The following is a 17,233-nucleotide window of genomic DNA, read 5'->3' on the forward strand; positions in this document are numbered from 1 at the left end:
GCGAGATAGCGCGTGCCGAACAGCTTGCCGACGAGGCCGGCGGTGGGCGGCACCGTTGCCAGCCAGGTGAAGCCGAGCGCGGCGGCGAAGATGTAGAAGGTCCATTCGGTCTTCGGCGCAAGCAGGTAGATCACGATCATCACGGCGCGGCTGCCGTACATGGCGGCCAGGAGATACTTCATCCGCATGCGGGAAGACAGCGCGCCCGCAGTCAGACTGCCGGCGATGTTGAACAAGCCGATCAGCGCGAGCGCGGTGGCGGACACGCCGGCAGGCAGGCTGCACAGCGCCACTTCGCCCGGCAAATGGGTGACGAGGAAAGCGATGTGGAAGCCGCAGGTGAAAAAGCCTGCGTGCAGCAACAGGTAGCTCGGGTCGCGCAGTGCGATCTTCAGCTGCTGCTTCAGGCCGACGTGCGAAGGATCGGCTGCCTGCGGCTGGGATGCAGGCGCACTGCGGCGGCGCAGCGGCCATGCAAGCGGAATGGTCAGCAGCGTCGTGGCCGCCATGGTCAGCATCGCCGCCACCCAGCCCGCGCCGTTGATGATCGCTTGCATGAGCGGCGCGAAGACGAACTGGCCGAAGGAGCCGCCCGCATTGATGAAGCCCGCGGCAAACGCACGGCGTTCGGCGGGAAGGCGCTGCGACGTGGCGCCGATCAGGATCGAGAAACTGCCCGCGCCGGCGCCCGCCGCGCTCAGGATCCCGAGCGTCATCAGCAAGCCCCACTGGGAGTCCATGAACGGCGTGAGTGCGGTGCCGACGGCCAGCATGATGGCGCCGGCGACAATCACCTTGCCCGGCCCGTGCTTGTCCGCGATCGCGCCGAAGATCGGCTGCGACGCACCCCACATGAACTGGCCGACCGCCATCGCGAAGCTGATCGACACGATGCCGAGGCCGGTCGAAGTATTGATGGGTGAGACGAACAGCCCGGTAGTCAGGCGCGCGCCCATGGTGATCATCAGGATCGCCGCCGCCGCCAGGGTCAAGAGCCACGCCGCGCGCGGCGTCATTTCAGTCTGGTTTTGCATCCTTCCTCCTTGCGCCCGGCGCATCAGATGTATATGCATATATTCGCGAATCGATTATAGTGTATGTACATCCTTTTTGTGCACTGCGCTGAAAAATACCTGCTTTTACCCCCACCATCACGCGAGACAAGTAATGAACCTGCAAGAACCCTTGAAAGAGTGGCAAGCCGACGAGGCTGCCGTGCGTCCCTCCCTGATGCCGGCCGGCGTGGCCTCCCGCGAGCAATTGCGCGAGCACGCCGGTGTGGATTTCCTGCGCGGCATCATGCGGGGCGAACTGCCGCCCGCGCCCATCGCCGAGCTGCTGGACTTCGTCCCTGTGAAGGTGGAGCCCGGCCTCGTGGTGTTCCAGGGAACGCCCGGGCCGCAGCACTACAACCCCATCGGCTCGGTACACGGAGGCTACGCGGCCACGCTGCTCGACTCCTGCGTCGGCTGCGCCATCCACAGCCTGCTCCCCGCCGGCAAGGGCTACACCACGCTGGAGCTGAAGATCAACTTCGTGCGCGCGCTGACCGACAAGACCGGCCCGATCCGTGCCGAAGGCAAGGTCATCCATCTCGGCGGCCAGGTCGCAACGGCCGAAGGGCGCATCGTCGACGCGCAAGGCAAGCTGTACTCGCACGCCACCACGACCTGCCTCGTGTTCCCCATCTAAGCGGACATGCAGCCGGGAGACCCGGCTGCATCGCTTCGTTACAACTGCGTGGCCCCGCCGTCGACATAGATGGTCGACCCAGCCATGTACGAAGATTCCGGCGACAGCAGGAAGGCAACGGCTGCTGCCACCTCTTCCGGCTTGCCGTAGCGCTTCATCGGATTGCTTTCCTTGATCCGCGCGACCATCCCCGCCGCCGCCTCCTTCGGTATGCCGCCGGTGCGCTGCCAGATCGGCGTCTCGACGGGGCCGGGACTCACGGCATTCACGCGGATGCCGCGTCCGAGCAGTTCACCCGAGAAGGTGCGCGCCATCGAACGTACCGCCGCCTTCCCGGCCGAATAGACCGCCGTCATCGGCGACCCCGTCTCCTGCGCGACCGACGCGTTCACGACAACAGCCGAACCGGCAGCCAGCAGGGGAATCGCCTTCTGGATCGTGAAGAACACGCCCTTGACGTTGGTATTCATCAGCGTGTCGTAGGTCGCCTCGGTCACCGTCTCGATCGGTTGGAAAGTCGCGATCCCGGCGTTTGCGAACAGCCCATCTAGCCGGCCGTACCGCTCGCGGATGCCGGCATACAGGCGATCGAGATCGCCCAGGCTCGTCACATCCGCAACAACGCCGTTCGCATTGGCACCGATCGCCTCGACGGCCGCATCCAGGCTGTTGCGGTCGCGGCCGGTGATGATCACCTTGCCGCCCTCCTCCGCCACCCGTTTCGCCGTCGCCAGACCGATGCCGCTGTTGCCGCCGGTGACCAGCACGACTTTGTCCTTGAATCTCATTTGCATTCCTTTCAGAAGAAAAAGCGATCCCCGGAGCGGTCCCAGTCACTCCCGTGTCGCAGATCGATAGTGAAATCCGGCAAAACCGCGCCGGCTCATAATCATGATGACTATCATGATTAAATTTATTATGATGGCCATCATGTATAAAGTCAAGGATGGATCATGAAAGTCTCACGCGAGCAGATGGCGGTTAATCGCGAGCGCATCCTGGAGGCGGCCGGCAGGCTGTTCCGCGAACGCGGATTCGACAACGTCGGGGTCGCCGACGTGATGCGGGAAGCGGGCATGACGCATGGCGCGTTCTACGGTCATTTCGCCTCGAAGGAAGCACTGGCCGCGGAAGCGGCGGCGCATGCGCTGGAAAAGACCACGGCGCGATGGAACGAAATTCTCGACAGTGCAGGCGAGCGCGGATTGCGCGAGATCGTCGACAGCTACCTGTCGCCGAAGCACCGCGACGCGCCCGGAGGGGGCTGCGCGATCGCATCCCTCGGTGCGGAAGTGTCGCGGCAGGAATCCGAACTGCGCGAAGCCTTTGCCGGGGAAATCGGGCAGATGCTGGAGGCGCTGGCGGCGTACATGCCGGGGAATTCGCAGGAACATCGGAAGGAACAGGCGATGGCCTTGCTGGCGCAGATGGTCGGGGCGATTGTAATCAGCCGGGCGCTGGGGAGGAAGGCGATGTCGGATGAGGTGCTGGCGGCGGCGCGGAAGGCGGTGAAGTTGGGGTCTTGATGCAGAGGCATCAGAATATCGGCCGGCCCAAAACAAAATGCGGGTTAGCAGCTTTTGACTGCTAACCCGCATCGATACTGGTGCTGATGAGAGGAGTCGAACCTCCGACCTACTGATTACGAATCAGTTGCTCTACCAACTGAGCTACATCAGCGAAAACGCGCATTTTACCAAAAAAAGTTACTGCTCCGCTAGTGCGGGGGTAATTCCCCTTCTTTCCTTAAAGACATCACCCCCGGAAACATCACTCCGCGTGGTAGCTCGTCACCCGCTCCACCTCGCTGCGCGAGCCCAGGAACACGGCCACGCGTTCGTGCAGTTTCTGCGGCTGGATGTCGAGGATGCGCTGCTTGCCGTTGGTGGCGGCGCCGCCGGCCTGTTCGACGATGAAGGCCATGGGATTGGCTTCGTACATCAGGCGCAGCTTGCCCGGCTTGTCCGGTTCGCGGGCGTCGGCCGGGTACATGAAGATGCCGCCGCGGTTGAGGATGCGGTGCACGTCGGCGACCATGGACGCGATCCAGCGCATGTTGAAGTTCTTCTGGCGCGGGCCGGTTTCGCCGGCGAGCATTTCGTCAACGTAGCGCTTGACCGGCGGGTACCAGTGGCGGGCGTTGGAGGCGTTGATCGCGAATTCCTTCGTTTCCGTGGGTATGCGCATGTCGCGCTGGGTGAGGACCCAGGAGCCCATCTCGCGGTCGAGCGTGAAGCAGTTGACGCCGTTGCCGGTGGTGAGCACGAGCACCGTCTGCGGGCCGTACACAGCGTAGCCGGCTGCGACCTGCTTGGCGCCGCACTGGAGGAAATCCTTTTCGGTCGGGTCGGCCATGCCTTCCGGCGCCTTCAGCACTGAGAAGATGGTGCCGATCGAGACGTTGACGTCGATGTTGCTGGAGCCGTCGAGCGGATCGAACAGGAGCAGGTATTCGCCCTTGGGATAGCGATTGGGGATGGGGAAGATTTCTTCCATCTCTTCCGAGGCCATGGCGGCGAGGTGGCCGCCCCACTCATTGGCTTCGAGGAGCATTTCGTTGGAAATGACGTCGAGCTTTTTCTGCACTTCGCCCTGCACGTTTTCGCTGCCGGCGCTGCCGAGCACTTCGCCCAGCGCGCCCTTGCTGACGGCGTGGCTGATGGTCTTGCAGGAACGCGCGACCACTTCGATCAGCAGGCGCAGTTCGGCGGGGATGTTGTTGTAGAGACGCTGTTCTTCCACTAGGTACTGCGTCAGGCTGACTCTTTTCATGGATTTTTCCGGTAAGTGCTTGATGGTTAGTTGGATAGGGATTTGGTAATGACTTCGAGCACGTCCTTCGACAGGTCCTTGGTGCGGGCGACCTTCTTCAGGGCGGCATGCATCTTTTCCTGCAGGGCGGGCGCGTACTTGCGCCAGCGGTCAAGGCTGCGGGCCAGGCGCGCGGCGACCTGCGGGTTGATCGCGTTGAGGGCGATCACCTGGTCGGCCCAGAAGGCGTAGCCGCTGCCGTCCACCGCGTGGAACTGCGACGGGTTGCCGTTGCAGAAGCTGAAGATCAGGCTGCGCGCACGGTTCGGGTTCTTGAGCGTGAAGGCCGGGTGCTTCATCAATTCGCGCACAGCGGCGGCGTCGGTGGTGCGGGCCATCGCCTGCAGCGCGAACCATTTGTCGATGACCAGGGCTTCCCGCTCGAATTCCTTGTAGAAGCTTTGCAGGGCGTCTTCGCGGCCCGGTGCGCTGCTGTTGGCCAGGGCGCCCAGTGCGGCAATGCGGTCGGTCATGTTGTTCGCATTGTCGTACTGGGTCTGCGCGAGGTGGTGCGCTTCGGCGTCGTCGTTTTCGAGGATGTAGGACAGCGCGAGGTTTTTCAGTCCGCGCTTGCCGGCGGAGATCGGGTCGGGGCTGTAGGTGCCGGGTGTGCGATTGGCCTGGTAGGCGACCATCCAGTCCACGCGCAGGCCGGAGGCGAGCGAGCGGCGCAGGAAGCGGCGCACGGCGTGGATGGCGTGCGGGTCGATGACTTCCATCTGTTCCGCGACAACGGTTTCGGCGGGCAGGGTGAGCGCCAGTTCGCGGAAGGCGGCATCGAGCCCGTTGTTGTTGAGCGTGGCGCGGAAGGCGTCGTTCAGTACGTTTTCCTCGAGCTCGGCATCGCTCAGCGCCTGGTTGTTTTGCACCGCTTCCGTCAGCGACAGCATGCGGCGCATGGCCAGGCGTTGCCCGGCTTCCCAGCGGTTGAAGGCGTCGCTGTCGTTGGCCATGAGGAAGGCAAGTTCCTCGTCGGTGTATTCGATGTCGAGCACGACCGGCGCGGAGAATCCGCGCAGCACCGAGGGCACCGGGCGTTCCGCGACCTGCTTGAAGCGGAAGGTCTGCGTGGCTTCCGTGAGTTCCAGCACCATGGTTTGCGGGGCAGTGTCCTGCTCTGCGCCTTCGAGCTGCAGCGGGATGTCCTTGCCGCGTGCATCGAGCAGGCCGATCGCGACAGGAATATGGAAGGGCTGCTTGACGCCCTGGCCCGGTGTGGGCGGGCAGGATTGCGTCAGGGTGACGGCATAGGTCTGCGCTTCGGCGTCGTATTCCGTTTCCACCTTCACGCGCGGCGTGCCGGCCTGGCTGTACCACAGCTCGAACTGTTTCAGGTCGCGGCCGTTGGCGTCGGCCATCGCGCGGCGGAAGTCGTCGCATTCGACCGCCTGCCCGTCGTGGCGCTGGAAGTAGAGGTCCATGCCCTTGCGGAAGCCGTCGCGGCCGAGCAGGGTCTGGTACATGCGGACCACTTCCGCACCCTTTTCGTAGATCGTGACGGTGTAGAAGTTGTTGATCTCGACGTAGGAGTCGGGGCGCACCGGGTGCGCCATCGGGCCGGCGTCTTCGGGGAACTGGGCCTGGCGCAGCACGCGCACGTCCTCGATGCGCTTGACCGCGCGGCCGCTGTCGGAGCCGATCAGGTCGGCCGAGAATTCCTGGTCGCGGAAGACGGTGAGGCCTTCCTTGAGCGAAAGCTGGAACCAGTCGCGGCAGGTGACGCGGTTGCCGGTCCAGTTGTGGAAATATTCGTGGCCGACGACGGATTCGATGCCCGCGTAGTCGGTGTCGGTGGCGAGGCGCGGATTGGCGAGCACGAACTTGGTGTTGAAGATGTTCAGGCCCTTGTTTTCCATCGCGCCCATGTTGAAGTCGCTCACGGCGACGATCATGAAGCGGTCGAGGTCCAGTTCCAGCCCGAAGCGTTCCTCGTCCCAGCGGATGCTGTTCTTGAGCGAATCCATCGCGTGCTGGGTCTTGTCGAGGTTGCCCTCTTCCACCCACACCTGCAGCAGCACTTCGCGTCCGGACTTGAGGGTATAGGTTTCTTCCTGACATACCAGATTGCCCGCAACGAGTGCGAACAGGTAGGACGGCTTCCTGAACGGGTCTTCCCACAGCGCATAGTGCCGGCCATCGCCGAGGTCGCCCTGCTCAACCAGGTTGCCGTTGGACAGCAGCACCGGATATTTTTCCTTGTCGGCACGCAGCATCACGGTGTACTTCGCCATCACATCGGGGCGGTCGGGGAAGTAGGTGATCTTGCGGAAGCCTTCCGCCTCGCATTGCGTGAAGAAGTTGCCGTTGGACACATAGAGGCCCATCAGCGACGTATTCATGTTCGGATGCGTGACGGTTTCGATCTCGAGCGTGAACTTGTCGGGCGGGTTGAAGATTTCCAGCGTGCCGCGGCCGAGCGCGTAGGCGCGCTTGGACAGCGCCTTGCCGTTCATGCGCAGTTGCTCCAGGCGCAAGGCTTCGCCGTACAGCACGAGGCTCTTGTTCGGGCTGTCGGGATTGCGGCGCATGGTCATGCGGGTGGCGACGTGGGTAGCTTCCGGATCAAGGTCGAAACCCATTTCGACCGTGTCGACCCAATGGCTGGGCGGCGTGTAATCCTTGCGGTAAATCGTCTGGGGAGTATCGGTGCGCATAAGCTGGTAGCCGGGTGATAATGGTGCAAACTGCTATTTTACCAACCGACAGCGGGCAGGACCCATCGCCATGAAATCATCCTTTGCGCTTTTCGTAGTTGCCATTACAGCATTGCTGGCCGCCTGCACCCAGGAGCAGCAGAACCAGATCAGCCGGGGCGTGCAGAACTGGACCGGCACCAACGGCGTGCTCGAAGTGTACGCAGGCGACAAGCTGGTGCGTCGCTTCATCCGCGTGGACAAGATTTCAACGGCGCTCGGCACCGACGACAACCGGCCGCGCCCTTACCGCTACGGTTACGGCGTGCTGGACGAGAACCTGAACATGGCGGCCGATGCCGGCGAAAAGAAGGTGTATTTCGAAGTCAGCGACTACGGCTCGAATTACATCTTCTTCGAAAGCCCCAGGTGAGTTACAAAAATTTACGGATTTTTTTCCACGCGTCCAGACCTAATTTCTACACTGACATCGAACCGAATCCGCTGGAGGGAATCATGAGAGCACTGCTGTCCGCCTGTATCCTGGCCGTCAGCACCCTGGTTGCGGGCTGCGGCACGATCATCCGCAGCGACGTGACCAGTTTCCACGAATGGCCGGACACCTTGCCCGACAAGTCCTATGTCTTCGAGCGCACGAAGGAACAGAACGACAGCCTCGAATACCGGAACTACGAAAACCTGGTGCGCAACGAGTTGAACAGGCTGGGCTTCAGCGAGGCGCCGAGCGGGACCCGGCCGGCGCTGAAGGCGGCGCTCAGCTACAGCATCAATGGGCGCGACGTGCGCGAGGTGTACCCGGTGGTGGTTCACCCCTATCCTTACTGGTATGGGCCGGCGTGGCGCGGCCACTATTGGCCGCACCATCCGTTCTACAGTCCCTTCTACGATCCGTTCTGGTACGGGCCGCCGATCGTCGAGCAGCGGGTGTCGCAGTACCAGCTGTTCAACCGGCAGCTGCGCGTGTCGCTGGCGCGCATGGCGGATAACAAGAAGCTGTTCGAGACGACGGTGGTGAGCGAAGGAACGAATCCTTCGCTGGCGACGGTCATGCCTTATATGGTGCGCAGCGCGTTTGCGGAGTTTCCGGGGCAGAATGGGGTGCCGCGGAGGATTGAGTTAAAGATGGAATAGTGGGGGCGTTGGCTCGCCGGCGTTGCGGTTCTTTATTTGCATGGTGGGTTTCGCTGCACTCTACCCCCCCTACGGTTCTGTATAGAGGACGGTAGGGTGGGTAGCGCGTGAGCGAAACCCACCATGCGCACCGCTCAGACGGTAGGGTGGGTAGAGCGCAGCGAAACCCGCCAATCATCTACGAATACAGCGCTTCCGAAATGAAGGTCACCGCAACGATCACCAGCACCGCACCCCCGAGGATGAGCAGCAGGCGTCCGAACTTCGGCGCGCCGTCGCTGCCTGTCGGCTGTTCAGGCGGGTGGTTCATCGGGTTGTCGCGGTCGTCGTTCATGGCAGGAGGATGGTGGAGCCGGTGGTCTTGCGTGCTTCCAGGTCGCGGTGCGCCTGGCCGACATCCTTGAGCGCATAACGCTGGTTGATGTCGATCTTCACCTTCCCGCTCGAGACCATGCCGAACAGATCGGCGGCCATGATGTCGAGATCCTCGCGCTTCGCGGTGTAGGAGAACAGCGAGGGACGCGTGATGAACAGCGAGCCGCGCGACGCGAGCTCATTCAGGGTGAACGCCGGGACCGGGCCGGATGCGCTGCCGAAGCTGACCATCATGCCGAGCGGCGACAGGCAGTCGAGCGAACCGGTGAATGTGTCCTTGCCGATCGAATCGTAGACGACCGGCACGCCCTTGCCGCCGGTGATTTCCTTGACGCGCTCGACGAAATTTTCCGTGTTGTAGTTGATGGTGTGCGTGCAGCCGTGCGCTTTGGCCAGCGCGGCCTTTTCATCCGAACCGACGGTGCCGATCATGGTCACGCCGATTGCGCGCGCCCACTGGCAGGCGATCAGGCCGACGCCGCCCGCGGCCGCGTGGAACAGGATGGTCTCGCCGCCCTTGAGCGGGTAGGTGCGGCGGAACAGGTATTGCACGGTGAGCCCTTGCAGCATCATCGCCGCGCCGGTCTCGAAGTCGATCGAATCCGGCAGCTTGACGAGGATCGAAGCCGGCATCACGCGCAGCTCCGCATAAGCGCCCGTGGGACGGCCTGCATAGGCAACGCGGTCGCCGGGCTTTACGTGCGTGACGCCCTCGCCCACCGCTTCCACCACGCCCGAGCCTTCCATGCCCAGCCCGGCCGGCAGCGGCTGCGGATAGGCGCCGGTGCGGAAATAGACATCGATGTAGTTCAGTCCGCAGGCCATCTGGCGCACGCGCGCCTCGCCCGGGCCGGGTTCGCCGACCTCGACGTCGACGTACTCCATCACCTCCGGTCCGCCGACCGCATTGATTCGAATTGCCTTTGCCATGTTTTCTCCCTAATTATGGGTGTGGTGGTGATGCGGAACCAGCTGCGACAGCAGCAGCCGCGCCGATGTGATGTTGGTCGCGCACGGAACGTTGTGCACGTCGCAGGCGCGCACCAGCGCATTGATGTCCGGCTCGTGCGGCTGCGGCGTCATGGGGTCGCGCAGGAAAATCACGCAGTCGATCTTGCCCTCGACCAGTTCGGCGCCGATCTGCAGGTCGCCGCCGTACGGACCCGACAGCTTGCGTTCGATGGTCAGCCCGACTTCGTCATGCAGGCGCTTGCCGGTGGTGCCGGTCGCGACGAGTATGCACTGGCGCAACAGGTCCGCGAACTCGGCGGCGAGCTCGACGATCTCGTCCTTCTTCTGGTCGTGGGCAATGAGCGCGATGCGCTTTTTCACTTCGCCTCCGTATTCAGAATGTTCCGGGGTAGTTGCCGCCGTCGAGCAGCACGTTCTGGCCCGTCATGTAGCTGGCGTGCACACTGCACAGGAATGCACAAACCGCGCCAAACTCGGCGGGATTGCCGAAACGCTGCGCGGGAATCTGCTGGCGGCGCGCCTCGAAGACATCGTCCACGCTCTTGCCTGTCGTCGCTGCGGCGGAGCCCAGCGTTTTCTTCAGGCGGTCGGTATCGAACTGGCCGGGCAGCAAGTTGTTGATGGTGACATTGTGAGCGACGGTTTTTCTGGCGATGCCGGCGACGAAGCCGGTCAGGCCGGACCGCGCGCCGTTGGACAGGCCGAGGATGTCGATCGGCGCCTTCACCGCGCTGGAAGTGATGTTGATAATGCGCCCGAAACGGCGGGCGATCATGCCGTCCACCGTGGCCTTGATCAGCTCGATGGGCGTGAGCATGTTGGCGTCGAGCGCGGCGATCCAGTTCTCGCGCGTCCAATTGCGGAAGTCGCCCGGCGGCGGCCCGCCGGCATTGGTGACGAGGATATCCGGCTGCGGGCAGGCAGCCAGCGCTTGCGCCCGGCCCTCGGGCGTCGTGATGTCGCAGGCGACGGCCGTGATGGTGGCGCCGGTTTTCTGGCGGATCTCCTGCGCCGCCGCTTCCAGGGCTTCAGCGGTGCGCGCGACGATGGTCACGTGCACGCCTTCGGCGGCGAGCGCTTCCGCGCAACCGCGCCCCAGTCCCTTGCTGGCGCCGCAGACCAGCGCGTGTTTTCCTGCAATTCCCAAATCCATGTTTCTTCCTATGCTCGCTGTCGGAATGAAAAATGCGCTTCCGCATGGCGTGCCAGTGCATGTTGCCGGCAAAATGGGTGCGGAAGGACATCCGGCGATTGTACGCCGGACATGAATTTCTTACATGGAGCGGACTACTTCTTCAGGATCGAGCCGAGCACGCCGCGAATGATCTCGCGCCCGACCTGCGAGCCGATGCTGCGCGCGGCCGATTTGATCATGGCTTCCACCATCGTGTCCTTGCGGCGGCCGACGCCGCCTCCGCCGAACAGGCCGCCGAGCGCATCGCCGAAACCGCCGCCGGAATGCGTCTGTTCCTCCGCCGGGGCAGTTGCCTTGCCCTTGCCTTTCGCGGGCTTCACATCCTCCGCAGCCGGCATTTCCTTCTCGACACGGCCCTTCAGCTTTTCGTAGGCGGACTCGCGGTCGACGGATTTTTCGTACACGCCGGCCACGACCGAACTGGCCATGATTTCCTTGCGCTCATCGTCCGTGACGGGGCCGATCTGCGATGCGGGCGGAATGATGTAGGCGCGCTCGACGATGTTCGGGCGTCCTTTTTCATCGAGGAAAGACACCAGTGCTTCGCCCACGCCGAGTTCGGTGATCACCTGCGCGGTATCCAGCTTCGGATTCGGCCGGAAGGTTTCCGCGGCCGCCTGCACCGCCTTCTGGTCGCGCGGCGTGAAAGCACGAAGCGCGTGCTGCACGCGGTTGCCGAGCTGGCCGAGCACGGTGTCGGGAATGTCGAGCGGATTCTGCGTGACGAAATACACGCCCACGCCCTTGGAGCGGATCAGGCGCACCACCTGCTCGATCTTTTGCAGCAAGGCCTTGGGCGCCTCGTCGAACAGCAGGTGTGCCTCGTCGAAGAAGAACACCAGCTTCGGCTTGTCGAGGTCGCCGACCTCGGGCAGGTGCTCGAACAGTTCGGCCAGCATCCAGAGCAGGAACACCGCGTACAGGCGCGGAGCATGCAGCAGCTTGTCGGCGGCGAGGATATTCACCACGCCTTTGCCGCCCGCATCGGTCTGCATGAAATCGAGGATGTTGAGCATCGGCTCGCCGAAGAACTTGTCGCCGCCCTGCTCCTCGATGGCAAGCAGGCCGCGCTGGATGGCGCCGACGCTGGCGGGAGAAATGTTGCCGTACTCCGCCTGCAGCTCGCCGGCGTTCTCCGCCACGTTCTGCAGCATCGCGCGCAGGTCCTTGAGGTCGAGCAAGAGCATGCCGAGATCGTCGGCCACCTTGAACACCAGCTGCAGCACGCCTTCCTGCACTTCGTTCAGGTTCAGCATGCGCGCAAGCAGCAGCGGACCGAGGTCGGAAACCGTGGCGCGCACCGGGTGGCCTTTCTCGCCGAATACGTCCCAGAACGTGACCGGGCAGGCCGACCACTTCGGCTCATCCAGTTTCAGCAGGTCGAGCCGTTCCTTGATGCGCGGCGCAGGCGAACCCGGGCGCGCGAGGCCCGACAGATCACCCTTGACGTCGGCCATGAAGACCGGCACGCCGATCTCCGACAGCGCCTGTGCCAGCGCTTGCAACGTCACCGTCTTGCCGGTGCCTGTCGCGCCCGTGATACAGCCGTGGCGGTTGGCGAGGTTGGACAGCAGGGCAAGTTCATGCTCCTGGTTCTTGGCGATAAGTAGACTTTTGGACATTGTTTTATGGACTTTCCGGCAAGTTTTGGGAGGGGGCGATATGGTAAAATTGTAGATTGGTTTTCGGACGGGCACCCACCTATTTTGAATCGGATCCTGCGGTGCCGCCGCCCTTCCTCGTTCACTTCCAAGAAAGAAATACCATGGCTGGACACAGTAAATGGGCCAACATCAAGCACAAGAAAGCCGCGGCTGACGCCAAGCGCGGCAAGATCTGGACGCGTCTCATCAAGGAAATCACGGTCGCGGCCCGCCTCGGCGGTGGCGACATCGACAGCAATCCGCGCCTGCGCCTGGCGGTGGAAAAGGCGGCCGACGCCAACATGCCGAAGGACAACGTGGCGCGCGCAGTGCAGCGCGGCACCGGCGGCCTGGAAGGCGCGAACTATGAAGAAATCCGCTACGAAGGTTACGGCATCAACGGTGCCGCGATCATCGTTGACTGCATGACCGACAACCGCGTGCGCACGGTGGCCGAAGTGCGCCATGCATTCAGCAAGTTCGGCGGCAACATGGGCACCGAAGGTTCGGTGGCCTTCCTGTTCAAGCATTGCGGCCAGCTGTTCTTTGCACCGGGCACCGATGAAGACAAGCTGATGGAAGCGGCGCTCGAAGCCGGCGCCGAAGATGTCGTTACCGACGACGAAGGCGGCATCGAAGTGCTTACCGCCCCGAACGATTTTTCCGCCGTCAAGGATGCGCTGGAAAAGGCGGGTTTCAAGGCGGAAATGGCGGAGATCGTGATGAAGCCGTCCACCGAGACCGTGTTCACCGGCGACGACGCGGTGAAGATGCAGAAACTGCTCGACGCGCTGGAGAATCTCGACGACGTGCAAGAGGTCTACACCAACGCGGTTATCGAAGAATAAACGCCGTCTCGTTCTGTCTTTCGTTTTACCCGTTTCACAAGTAAATTGGGGAGTGCAGCCTGAATCGCTGCGCTCCCATTAACGTTTTCGATATCTCCATGAAAATTCTGGTAGTCGGTTCAGGCGGCCGCGAACATGCCCTGGCTTGGAAGCTCGCGCAATCCGAGCGGATTCAAATGGTTTATGTTGCTCCGGGCAATGGCGGCACTGCGTCCGATGCGCGCCTGCAGAACGTCGACATCACCGATCCGGGCTGGCTGGCGCAGTTTGCGATCAAGGAAAACGTCGCCTTTACCGTCGTCGGCCCCGAAGCGCCGCTGGCCGCGGGCATCGTCAACACCTTCCGCGAGCAGGGCTTGAAGATCTTCGGCCCGACCAGGGAAGCCGCGCAACTGGAAAGCTCCAAGGACTTCGCCAAGGCCTTCATGAAGCGCCACCGCATCCCGACCGCGGACTATCAGACTTTTTCCGATGTGCAGGCCGCGCGCAAGTACATCAACCAGAAAGGCGCCCCGATTGTGATCAAGGCCGACGGCCTGGCCGCGGGCAAGGGCGTCGTCGTGGCGATGACCGTCGACGAGGCGCATGCCGCAGTCGAGATGATGTTGTCCGACAACAAGCTGGGCGATGCCGGTGCGCGCGTGGTGATCGAGGAATTCCTGGCCGGTGAAGAAGCCAGCTTCATTGTGATGGTGGACGGCAAGCACGTGCTGCCGCTGGCAACCAGCCAGGACCACAAGCGCCTCAAGGATAACGACGAAGGCCCGAACACCGGCGGCATGGGCGCCTACTCGCCCGCGCCGATCGTGACGCCGTCGCTGCATGCGCGCGTGATGCGCGAGATCATCAACCCGACCGTGCTCGGCATGCAGAAGGACGGCATTCCGTACACCGGTTTCCTCTATGCCGGCCTGATGATCGACGCCAAGGGCAATCCGAAAACGCTGGAATTCAACTGCCGCATGGGCGATCCGGAAACCCAGCCCATCATGGCCCGTCTGAAGACCGACCTGGTGAGCGTGATGGAGCACGCGGTCGACGGCACGCTCGACGAAGTCGAACTCGAATGGGACCGCCGCACCGCACTGGGCGTGGTCATGGCCGCCGCCGATTATCCTGAGTCGCCCCGCAAGGGCGACGTGATCAGCGGTATCCCGGCCGAAACGCCGGACTGCGTGACTTTCCACGCCGGCACCACGATGGCGGGCGGCAAGCTGGTGACCTCCGGCGGGCGCGTGCTATGCGTGGTCGGTCTTGGTGACAGCGTGCGCATCGCGCAGAAAAATGCGTATGACGCGGTGGACAGCATCCGCTTCGACGGCGCGCAGTTCCGGCGCGACATCGGCTGGCGTGCGCTGAAGCGGCACGGGCAGTAAACCTTTGCGGGCGTCCGCAGGCGGGACGTAGCCGCCGATCTTCTGCAACACTTCCCACGTCATTCCGGCGAAGGCGGGAATCCAGCGGCGTTAAAGACACTGGATTCCCGCCCTCGCCGGAATGACGGGGGGAAGTGAGGCGGCAACATGAAAGAAGGCGCCCGCCCGCGGAGTGACGGCGCCTGCGTGTCCCCCCTCCCCCACAGTACAATCACCCGATCGCAATCCACCCCAAGCCACCCATGACCACCTCGCCCGACACCGTCAAAGCCTACCTGCTCGGCCTGCAGCAGCGCATCGTCGCCGCGCTCGAACAGGTAGACGGCAAGCAATTCATCGTCGACCAGTGGGAACGCCCGCACGGCACCAGCCCGATCAAGGGCGGGGGCATTTCGCGCATCCTCGAGGAAGGCAATGTGCTCGAACGTGGCGGCATCGGCTTCTCGCACGTCAGTGGCACCAGCCTGCCGCCCACCGCGGCAGCAAACCGCCCGGAGATCGCCGGCCGCAGCTGGGAAGCGATGGGCGTGTCGCTGGTGCTCCACCCGCGCAACCCTTATGCGCCGACCTCGCACATGAATGTGCGCTTCTTCACCGCGACCAAGGAAGGCGAGGAGCCGGTATGGTGGTTCGGCGGCGGCATGGACCTCACGCCCTACTACGGCTTCGAGGAAGATGCGCAGCACTTCCACCAGGTGTGCAAGGATGCGCTCGCCCCCTTCGGCGATGGCCTGCACCCGCGCTTCAAGCAGTGGTGCGACGATTACTTCTACCTGAAGCACCGCCAGGAACCGCGCGGCGTGGGCGGCATTTTCTTTGACGACTTCCATGAACTCGGCTTCGAGCAAAGCTTCGCCATGCTGCGCAGCGTGGGCGACGGCTTCATCGATGCCTACGTGCCGCTCCTGCAGCGCCGCAAGGACATGCCCTACGGCGAGCGCGAGCGCGACTTCCAGGCCTACCGGCGCGGGCGCTATGTGGAATTCAACCTCGTGCTCGACCGCGGCACGCTGTTCGGGCTGCAGTCGGGCGGGCGCACCGAATCGATCCTGATGTCGATGCCGCCGGTCGTGAAGTGGCGCTACGACTGGAAGCCCGAGCCGGGCACGCCGGAAGCGAAGCTGTACACCGACTTCCTCACACCGCGCGAATGGGTGTGAGCGCAGACCGCTGCATCGCCGTGCTGGGCGGCAGCTTCGACCCCGTCCACAATGGCCATGTCGCCCTCGCCGGCTACTTCGCCAAACTGCTGCTGCCGGACGAACTGCGGGTGATTCCCGCCGGCCAGCCCTGGCAGAAGCAGGGCCTGCAGACTGCACCGGAACACCGAGCGGAAATGGCGCGCCGGGCCTTCGGGCAACTCGCCGTGCCGGTCGTGGTCGATGACAGGGAGATCCGCCGCACGGGAGCGACCTATACCATCGACACCTTGCGGGAGCTGCGGCAGGAACTCGGGCCGGACGTCTCGATTGCCTTCCTGATCGGCGCGGACCAGTTGCAACAATTGCAAACCTGGAAGGACTGGCAGGCGCTGTTCGAGCACGCGCACCTCTGCGCGGCTTCCCGCCCCGGCTTTCGCGTGGACGATGCGGGAATGGCGCCGGAAGTGGCGCGCGAATTCGCACGGCGGGCGGCGACGCCGGAGCAAATCCGTGGCACACCGAAGGGTTTGGCCTATGTGGCATCACAGCTCGCGATCGATATTTCGGCGACGCAAATCCGTGCTGCCCTCGGGAACGGCGCGGATGTCGCCTCGCTGATCCCGGCCGGGGTGCTAGACTATATAAAACAACACCATCTCTATAGAAACTAATGGACATCAAAAAACTGCAATCCGCCGTCATCGACGCTCTTGAAGACGTGAAAGGTCAAGACATCCGCGTCTACGACACCGTCCATCTGACCAGCATGTTCGACCGCCTGGCCATCGCTTCCGGTACTTCCAACCGCCAGACCAAGGCACTGGCTGCCTCGGTGCGCGACAAGGTCAAGGAAAAGGGCGGCAACGTCGTCAGCATCGAGGGCGAGGAAACCGGCGAATGGGTGCTGGTGGACCTTGGCGACATGGTCGTGCACATCATGCAGCCGGCGATCCGCGACTACTACCGCCTCGAGGAAATCTGGGGCGAGAAGGAAGTGAAGTTCGGCGCCGCCAAGCGCACGGCGAAAAAGACGGCCGCCGCCGCCGAGGATGGCGAAGCCAAACCGGCGCGCAAGCGCTCGACCCACATCGCCGCCAGCCAGACCACGCTGGACGACGACGAGCCGAAGAAGCCGGCCCGCAAGACCGCGGCCCGCAAGACGACGGCCACAAAGACTGCGGCAACAAAGACGACTGCCGCCAAGACCGCAGCCACCAAGACCACCGCACGAAAAACCGCCGCCAGGACCCCAGCCGGAAAGACCGTGAAGGTCGCCGCAACCAAGAGCGCCGCGCCAAGGAAGACAGCCGCCAAACGGACGACCGCCAAATAAGCTGCCATGCAGCTCATCATCGCCGCGGTGGGCCACAAGATGCCCGCCTGGATCGAAGACG

Annotated in this window: 18 protein-coding genes and 1 tRNA gene; 9 read left to right on the forward strand and 10 right to left on the reverse strand. The window is 63.3% G+C overall.

What is annotated here, in order from left to right:
- On the reverse strand, nt 1-1,034 hold a 1,034-nt coding region (locus VFF99_RS08095; protein WP_325016714.1), incomplete at its 3' end, for an MFS transporter.
- A gap of 133 nt (nt 1,035-1,167) precedes the next feature.
- Between VFF99_RS08095 and VFF99_RS08100 the strand changes: the two genes are divergently transcribed.
- Entirely contained in the window at nt 1,168-1,692 is a 525-nt protein-coding gene (locus tag VFF99_RS08100) for a PaaI family thioesterase (RefSeq protein ID WP_325016716.1), read from the forward strand.
- A 38-nt stretch (nt 1,693-1,730) separates the two neighbouring features.
- Here the strand turns inward: VFF99_RS08100 and VFF99_RS08105 are convergent, their stop codons facing one another.
- Nucleotides 1,731-2,480 (reverse strand): SDR family oxidoreductase, encoded by a 750-nt coding sequence (locus VFF99_RS08105; protein ID WP_325016718.1) that lies wholly within the window; start codon nt 2,478-2,480, stop codon nt 1,731-1,733.
- A 165-nt stretch (nt 2,481-2,645) separates the two neighbouring features.
- Between VFF99_RS08105 and VFF99_RS08110 the strand changes: the two genes are divergently transcribed.
- The gene (locus VFF99_RS08110) at nt 2,646-3,218 is read left to right on the forward strand and encodes a TetR/AcrR family transcriptional regulator (RefSeq protein ID WP_325016720.1); all 573 of its coding nucleotides are present in this window, start codon (nt 2,646-2,648) and stop codon (nt 3,216-3,218) included.
- A gap of 78 nt (nt 3,219-3,296) precedes the next feature.
- Here the strand turns inward: VFF99_RS08110 and VFF99_RS08115 are convergent.
- From VFF99_RS08115 to pepN, 3 genes are all read right to left on the reverse strand, one after another.
- A tRNA-Thr gene (locus VFF99_RS08115) sits at nt 3,297-3,372 on the reverse strand.
- Nucleotides 3,373-3,462: 90 nt separating this feature from the next.
- A complete protein-coding gene (locus VFF99_RS08120; protein ID WP_325016722.1) occupies nt 3,463-4,464 on the reverse strand; it encodes a class 1 fructose-bisphosphatase in 1,002 nt (333 codons plus the stop codon).
- A gap of 26 nt (nt 4,465-4,490) precedes the next feature.
- Nucleotides 4,491-7,157, reverse strand: coding sequence for an aminopeptidase N (pepN, locus tag VFF99_RS08125; RefSeq protein WP_325016724.1), 2,667 nt, complete (start codon nt 7,155-7,157; stop codon nt 4,491-4,493).
- Nucleotides 7,158-7,227: 70 nt separating this feature from the next.
- Here pepN and VFF99_RS08130 point away from each other — a divergent pair, with 70 nt between their 5' ends.
- Complete coding sequence (locus VFF99_RS08130) at nt 7,228-7,569, forward strand: hypothetical protein (protein ID WP_325016726.1); 342 nt, start codon at nt 7,228-7,230, stop codon at nt 7,567-7,569.
- A gap of 83 nt (nt 7,570-7,652) precedes the next feature.
- The gene (locus VFF99_RS08135) at nt 7,653-8,288 is read left to right on the forward strand and encodes a DUF4136 domain-containing protein (RefSeq protein WP_325016727.1); all 636 of its coding nucleotides are present in this window, start codon (nt 7,653-7,655) and stop codon (nt 8,286-8,288) included.
- 178 nt (nt 8,289-8,466) lie between these two features.
- Here VFF99_RS08135 and VFF99_RS08140 read toward each other — a convergent pair whose 3' ends face one another.
- The 5 genes from VFF99_RS08140 to VFF99_RS08160 form a co-directional block, all read right to left on the reverse strand.
- Entirely contained in the window at nt 8,467-8,622 is a 156-nt protein-coding gene (locus VFF99_RS08140) for a hypothetical protein (RefSeq protein WP_325016729.1), read from the reverse strand.
- Nucleotides 8,619-9,593, reverse strand: a complete 975-nt coding sequence (locus VFF99_RS08145) for a quinone oxidoreductase (protein ID WP_325016731.1) — start codon at nt 9,591-9,593, stop codon at nt 8,619-8,621. Before VFF99_RS08145 ends, VFF99_RS08140 begins: the two co-directional genes overlap by 4 nt.
- Before the next feature lie 9 nt (nt 9,594-9,602).
- A complete protein-coding gene (locus tag VFF99_RS08150) occupies nt 9,603-9,995 on the reverse strand; it encodes a methylglyoxal synthase (RefSeq protein ID WP_325016733.1) in 393 nt (130 codons plus the stop codon).
- A 13-nt stretch (nt 9,996-10,008) separates the two neighbouring features.
- A complete protein-coding gene (locus VFF99_RS08155) occupies nt 10,009-10,788 on the reverse strand; it encodes an SDR family oxidoreductase (protein WP_325016735.1) in 780 nt (259 codons plus the stop codon).
- Nucleotides 10,789-10,922: 134 nt separating this feature from the next.
- Nucleotides 10,923-12,452, reverse strand: a complete 1,530-nt coding sequence (locus tag VFF99_RS08160; protein ID WP_325016737.1) for a DUF853 domain-containing protein — start codon at nt 12,450-12,452, stop codon at nt 10,923-10,925.
- 143 nt (nt 12,453-12,595) lie between these two features.
- Here VFF99_RS08160 and VFF99_RS08165 point away from each other — a divergent pair, with 143 nt between their 5' ends.
- The 5 genes from VFF99_RS08165 (at nt 12,596) to rsfS (ending at nt 17,172) form a co-directional block, all read left to right on the forward strand.
- Nucleotides 12,596-13,321, forward strand: coding sequence for a YebC/PmpR family DNA-binding transcriptional regulator (locus VFF99_RS08165; protein ID WP_325016738.1), 726 nt, complete (start codon nt 12,596-12,598; stop codon nt 13,319-13,321).
- Nucleotides 13,322-13,419: 98 nt separating this feature from the next.
- The gene (gene purD, locus VFF99_RS08170) at nt 13,420-14,697 is read left to right on the forward strand and encodes a phosphoribosylamine--glycine ligase (RefSeq protein ID WP_325016740.1); all 1,278 of its coding nucleotides are present in this window, start codon (nt 13,420-13,422) and stop codon (nt 14,695-14,697) included.
- A 242-nt stretch (nt 14,698-14,939) separates the two neighbouring features.
- Nucleotides 14,940-15,857, forward strand: coding sequence for an oxygen-dependent coproporphyrinogen oxidase (hemF, locus tag VFF99_RS08175; protein WP_325016742.1), 918 nt, complete (start codon nt 14,940-14,942; stop codon nt 15,855-15,857).
- A complete protein-coding gene (locus tag VFF99_RS08180) occupies nt 15,848-16,510 on the forward strand; it encodes a nicotinate-nucleotide adenylyltransferase (protein ID WP_325016744.1) in 663 nt (220 codons plus the stop codon). Before hemF ends, VFF99_RS08180 begins: the two co-directional genes overlap by 10 nt.
- A complete protein-coding gene (rsfS, locus tag VFF99_RS08185; RefSeq protein WP_325016746.1) occupies nt 16,510-17,172 on the forward strand; it encodes a ribosome silencing factor in 663 nt (220 codons plus the stop codon). Before VFF99_RS08180 ends, rsfS begins: the two co-directional genes overlap by 1 nt.
- Nucleotides 17,173-17,233 lie beyond the last annotated feature (61 nt).

The organism is Noviherbaspirillum sp. (genome assembly GCF_035654295.1).
Classification (GTDB): domain Bacteria; phylum Pseudomonadota; class Gammaproteobacteria; order Burkholderiales; family Burkholderiaceae_D; genus Noviherbaspirillum.